Origin of the sequence: Flavobacterium sp. ACAM 123 (assembly GCF_000264055.1) — a bacterium.
Taxonomy (GTDB): Bacteria; Bacteroidota; Bacteroidia; order Flavobacteriales; family Flavobacteriaceae; genus Flavobacterium.
In genome coordinates this window covers 1-5756 of sequence record NZ_AJXL01000156.1, presented here as the reverse complement: position 1 = coordinate 5756, position 5756 = coordinate 1, and the positions used below count along the sequence as shown (strand labels likewise).

The 5756-nt window shown below is 35.8% G+C and carries 5 protein-coding genes; 4 read left to right on the top strand and 1 reads right to left on the bottom strand.

Annotated elements, in window-relative coordinates; all coding sequences use genetic code 11:
- The 3 genes from A3SG_RS21960 to A3SG_RS0117170 all read left to right on the top strand — a co-directional run.
- Positions 1-1918: hypothetical protein (locus tag A3SG_RS21960; protein ID WP_016991238.1), on the top strand; the 1918-nt coding region annotated here is incomplete at its 5' end.
- Between the two features lie 32 nt (positions 1919-1950).
- The gene (locus tag A3SG_RS0117175; RefSeq protein WP_016991237.1) at positions 1951-2847 is read left to right on the top strand and encodes a LysR family transcriptional regulator; all 897 of its coding nucleotides are present in this window, start codon (positions 1951-1953) and stop codon (positions 2845-2847) included.
- A gap of 95 nt (positions 2848-2942) precedes the next feature.
- On the top strand, positions 2943-3899 hold the full coding sequence (locus tag A3SG_RS0117170) for a YeiH family protein (RefSeq protein ID WP_016991236.1): 957 nt from the start codon (positions 2943-2945) through the stop codon (positions 3897-3899).
- Here A3SG_RS0117170 and A3SG_RS0117165 read toward each other — a convergent pair.
- Positions 3892-4632 carry a YoaK family protein gene (locus A3SG_RS0117165; protein ID WP_029596885.1) on the bottom strand — a complete coding sequence of 247 codons (741 nt, stop codon included), beginning with the start codon at positions 4630-4632 and terminating at the stop codon, positions 3892-3894. The two genes, A3SG_RS0117170 and A3SG_RS0117165, sit on opposite strands and share 8 nt — an antisense overlap.
- A 100-nt stretch (positions 4633-4732) precedes the next feature.
- Between A3SG_RS0117165 and A3SG_RS0117160 the strand changes: the two genes are divergently transcribed.
- A complete protein-coding gene (locus A3SG_RS0117160) occupies positions 4733-5737 on the top strand; it encodes a zinc dependent phospholipase C family protein (protein WP_016991234.1) in 1005 nt (334 codons plus the stop codon).
- Positions 5738-5756: the final 19 nt, after the last annotated feature.

Genomic DNA, 5756 nt, shown 5'->3' with positions numbered 1-5756 from the left:
TTGTGCTTTATTGCGTTTCCTAGCTCTTTTTGGGATTATGCTACTGTTGATTAACCCAATAATTACCAGAAATACATTAGAGGTCATCAAACCCCCTTTAGCGATTGTTGTAGATAATTCAGGTTCTATTGAGGCCTTAGCTGCCAGTAAAAAAGCATTATATGTACATGCTAAGATAATCGCTAACGGAGCCTTAAAAGAGAAGTTTGATATTCAATCGTATCGTTTTGACTCGGAGTTCCTATCCTCGGAGGAATTTGACTTTAAGGGGACGCAGACTAATCTAGACGGTATTTCAAAAGGGTTAAAAAATAGGAACAGAAACCGTACTTTTCCAACAGTACTCTTAACTGACGGAAATCAGACTACGGGTAACGATTATGTTTACAGTTTTGACTCTAGCAATAAAGTTTTCCCTCTTGTTTTAGGGGATACCGTTAAGGTAGTCGACTTTAAAATAACCAGGCTCAATGTCAACAAATATGCCTTTTATAAGAATAAATTTCCTGTGGAAGTTTTCCTCAGCTATTCAGGAGACAAAAAGGGGGCTGCTAAATTTACCATATCACAAGGAAATTCAGTTTTGACAAAGCAAAGTATTTCCTTTTCTTCTTCTAAAAGAACCGCGGTTGTAAATGTACTTTTGCCGGCAAATAAAATAGGTTCCCAAACATTCAAAGCAACGCTCACCGGTGTTGAAAAAGAGAAAAACACCTACAATAACACGAAGAATTTTGCCGTAGAAGTAATCGATCAAAAAACAAATATTGCACTGGTAACAGCCGTAAACCATCCCGATATTGGTGCTTTAAAGCGCTCTATTGAAGCTAATGCGCAGCGTAAGGTTACTTTGGTTAAACCAAACATTATCAATTCATTAAATGAATATAATGTTTTAATTTTATATCAGCCTACTGGAGCTTTTAAGTCCCTTTTTGAACAGAACAAATCAGCAGGGCTTAGCACTTTTATCATTACTGGAACTAGTACTGATTTTTCACTTTTAAATCAGGAACAAAGCAGCTTAGTGTTTAAGATGAGCAATCAAAAAGAGAATTATTTGGCAGGCTTTAATCCCCAATTTAATCTATTCGCGATAGATAATATTGGTTTTGAATCCTTTCCTCCATTAGAAAATACTTTTGGGAAAATCGAAGTCAAGGGAGATGCCGCTGTTTTACTCTTCTCTAAAATTAGATCTATGGACACCAACTCCCCTTTGCTGGTTTACGCTGAAAACAAAGGAAAACGCAGTGCATTTCTATTGGGAGAAAATATTTGGAAATGGCGATTACAAAGCCATCTTTCTACACAATCTTTTTCTGAATTTGATGTTTTTATGGATAAAACAATCCAGTACCTGACGTCCAGCAGTTCTAAAAAAGCGCTTGTTGTTAATCATGAGAGTTTTTATAATTTAGGTGATGCTATTGAAATATCAGCTCAATACTTTAATAAAAACTATGAATTTAATAATAACGCCCGTTTAACAATAATTGTTAAGAATACGGAGACGAAGCAAACTAAAAACTATGACTTATTAAAAGGGAATAACTTCTACAAAGTGAATTTAGACGGACTTGCTGCAGGAACCTATAATTTTTCTGTAAGAGAGCTGAATTCAAAAACCAACTATTCTAGTCAGTTTGAAATTTTGGATTTCGACAGAGAAAAACAATTTGTAAATCCCGACTTGGAAAAACTAAAACAGTTGGCAACTCAAACGGAAGGAGCTGTTTATTTTCCTGACCAGGTCGACAAATTGATAAAAGCACTTCTAGAAGATGAATCTTATAAGGCAATAGAAAAAAACACCGTAACCCGCTCGCCATTGATTGGCTGGGTGTTACTGTTGATTTTAATTGTCTCATTACTGGCAACCGAATGGTTTGTCAGGAAGTACAACGGGTTGTTGTAAATTCCATTTGGTTTAACTAACACAAGACAATTATGGATTTTAGATTGAAAGTATTTTTTACGGTTGCTACCAGATTGAGCTTCACAAAAGCAGCAACAGAATTATTTATTACACAGCCTGCTGTATCTAAGCACATACAAGAACTGGAAGAAACTTATAAAGTCAAACTTTTTGATCGAAACGGCTCTAAAATTTCTCTCACTCAGGCCGGTGAACAATTATTAAAACAGGCCAAAAATATCTTTGAGATCTACCGTGAAATCGATTTTGAAATGAGTGCGTTTATAAAAGAACAGTACGGCATGCTCCGTCTGGGAGCTAGCACCACAATATCACAATATATAATTCCACCCTTATTAGCTCATTTTCATCAGGAAATGCAGCGAATCAAAGTCGTTTTGCGCAATGGGAATACAGAACAAATTGAAAGTGCTTTATTAAATAAAGAAATTGAAACGGGTATTGTTGAAGGACAGTCGAAAAATAAAGCGATTAAATATACTCCGTTTTTAAAAGACGAATTAGTATTGGTATGCAACAGTACGAATCAATTAGTCAACAAAGGGGAAATTACAAAGCCAGATCTCTTGCAATTGCGATTCCTAATGCGGGAGCAAGGGTCAGGAACATTAGAAGTAATCGAACATGCTTTGAAACCTTTAAAAATTAAGATGTCTGATTTGATTGTTGAAATGCAATTGGGAAGTACTGAGAGCATCAAATCATATTTAATGAACTCTAATTGCGTTGCTTTTATTTCAATTCATGCTATTGAAAAAGAATTGAAAAACAATGAATTAGTAATACTTGATGTCGATAATCTAATCATTGAACGTTATTTTTACATCATTAGTTTACACGGAAAAACGAATGCTCTTTCAGACTTGTTTATTAAAAACGTTGCAAGGCATTATAATGTAAAGTTATAGGAGATTGTTTATTATGATTGGTGATTACCGATTTATCCTCGGATCTTTGTTCGGTACAATTCAATAATTTCAATTTGTAAAATCACCTTGGAATCATGCCTGATAACACCTTTCCTTTTTTTAATGTCAATAGTAAATTGCAGCAAGTAATTTTTGCTGTATTACTGCTGGTTTGCATTTCTGGTTTAATTTCGCCGCCTGTCGCCTTATTGCTGGGTTTAGTTGCGGCAAACATTTCAGGCAATCCATTTTTACGTTTCAATGCTAAAGCAGTTAATGTATTACTTCAACTTTCTGTAATAGGCTTAGGCTTTGGAATGAACGTTAACAGTGCTTTATCTGCTGGGAAAACGGGGTTTTTATTTACTGTTGCTTCTATCTTCAGTACTTTACTCTTGGGGTTGTTGTTGGGTAAATGGTTGAAAATTGACAGCAAAATATCTCATTTAATTTCATGTGGTACTGCGATTTGCGGAGGTAGCGCCATTGCAGCGATTGCACCGGTCATTCAATCAGATGAAAAACAGACCTCAGTTGCCTTGGGCGTTATTTTTATCCTGAACTCAATCGCTCTGTTTTTGTTTCCGGCAATCGGGCATTGGCTGCATTTAAGCCAGCAGGAATTTGGTCTGTGGTGTGCTATTGCGATCCACGATACCAGTTCAGTGGTAGGAGCTGCTAATAAATATGGTCCTGAAGCGCTGCAGATAGCCACAACAGTAAAGTTGGCACGTGCTTTATGGATCATTCCGGTTGCTTTGCTTACTGCCACGGTTTTTAAAAACAAATCGAGTAAAATCAAAATCCCCTACTTTATTGGACTTTTTATTTTAGCTATGATTCTGAATACGTATGTGCCACAAATGGCCGTGATAGCACCTTATTTGGTTGCTATTGCAAAAATAGGACTTACCGTTACCTTATTTTTAATAGGCGCGGGTTTAAGTTATACTGTTTTACAATCTGTGGGTACAAAGCCTTTGGTCCAAGGGGTTGTGCTTTGGTTATGTATCGCCGTGGCTGCCTTGCTTTCAATCCTTTATTTTATTTAGCAAAGCGAGTGAATTTTTTTCTTTTTATAACAAAGAATTGCAGTCGGACATAATCATACACTAGCGCTATTAGAAGGAAAAAAGCAGCGACAAATAGAGTTTGTATTTCGAGGAAAGTATACAGGAAACCACCAGAGATACAACCAATAAAGAATAAAATAATGATTGATAACCTTAAATATATACTGGCATTCAATCTTTTTCTTTCCTTTCCCTTTTTGTAAAAAAATAATTGCGATAATTCGATTCCTAAATCGGTAAAGAGCCCCGTTAAATGGGTTGTTCTTACAATAGAGTTTGATATTTGTGTTACCATGGAATTTTGCACTCCCATGGAAAAAAGCATTGAAAAAGCAATCCATTTTCCTGAAAATGTCGATAAGTCTCCTTCTACACCAAAAAACCCAACCACAAGCAAAATAGCTATTTCTAATGAAATTGGAATTACATGTGATGAATCAGGATGTCTTATTGCAACCCATTCGGCTATAAAATTCGATGTAAAAGCACCGGATAAAAAAAATATGGTAAAAATAAAAAATGTAATTGCCGCTGTATAATTTTGTTTAATCACTTCCTCGGCAAAGAATGCGAAATGTCCGGTAACATTAGTCGTCAGTGTTTTTACAGCCAAGACGCCAGTAATATTGACAATCCCGGCTACGAATGACAATAAAGTGGCTAAACGTAAATTATGAATAAAAGTTCTGTTTTTTCCTTGGTGCCGAAACATAATAATAGATAAGTTATTTCTTAATTTACGTAATCTTAAAGTAGATGTTCTTAAATTGTCTGAAAAACAGATATATTTGTAGTTCAAAAAACTAAATGTAATGATAAATATCAAATTTAAACCTACAATTGTGTTGCTAACTGCAATATTCATTGGATTTCTAACATTATCGTGGGGAATTGTAGGACATGAAAGAATTAATAAGGCAGCTGTCATGGCTTTGCCAAAACCGCTACAGGTTTTCTTTTACAACCATATTGATTTTATAACCCAAGAAGCTACAGTTCCGGATTTAAGGAAGTCGGTTTTAAAAGATAGGGCAGAGAATCCAAGACATTATTTTGACATGGAGAACTTTGGAAGTATAGATAGTTTTCCGAGGTCTATGACAGAGGCAAAAAAGAAATATGATGACAAATTTTTGTCAAAAAACGGAACGTTACCATGGCATATCCAAGATATGATGGGGAAATTGACACAAGCATTCAAGGAAAAACGAAAGTCAGAAATCTTGTTTATTGCAGGTGAATTAGGACATTATATTGCTGATGCCCACATGCCTTTGCATACTTCAGACAATCACGATGGACAATTGACGGACCAAAAAGGAATTCACTCTTTGTGGGAAAGTAGGTTACCGGAATTATTTGTTAAGGATTATAAATTTACTGTAGCCCCTGCACATTATTATGAGGACGTCGATAAAGCGACATGGGACATGATCATGGATACGCATAGTTTAGTCGTACCTCTACTAGCTGCTGATAAAGGATTGAGAACAGCATTAACAGTTAATCAAATATTTGTAACTGATGCAGATGGGAATGTGGTAAAAAACAAATACAATGGCGTGAAATATTCGAACGAATATGCTGCTAAATTTCATACTGCATTAAACGGGATGGTGGAAAGCCAAATGAAGAAGGCAGTTACAGCGACGGCTAGCTTCTGGTACACGGCGTGGGTAAATGCGGGAAAACCAGATGTAAGTAATCTGGATGCTGAAGTGCTTACAAAACGCAACAGCAAGGCCTTAAAGCAGGATATGAAACTGTTTAAAAAAGGAGATCTTTTTGGGATGGAAAGTGATAAAGATGAGGAATAAAATAAAGCGCATTAGATAA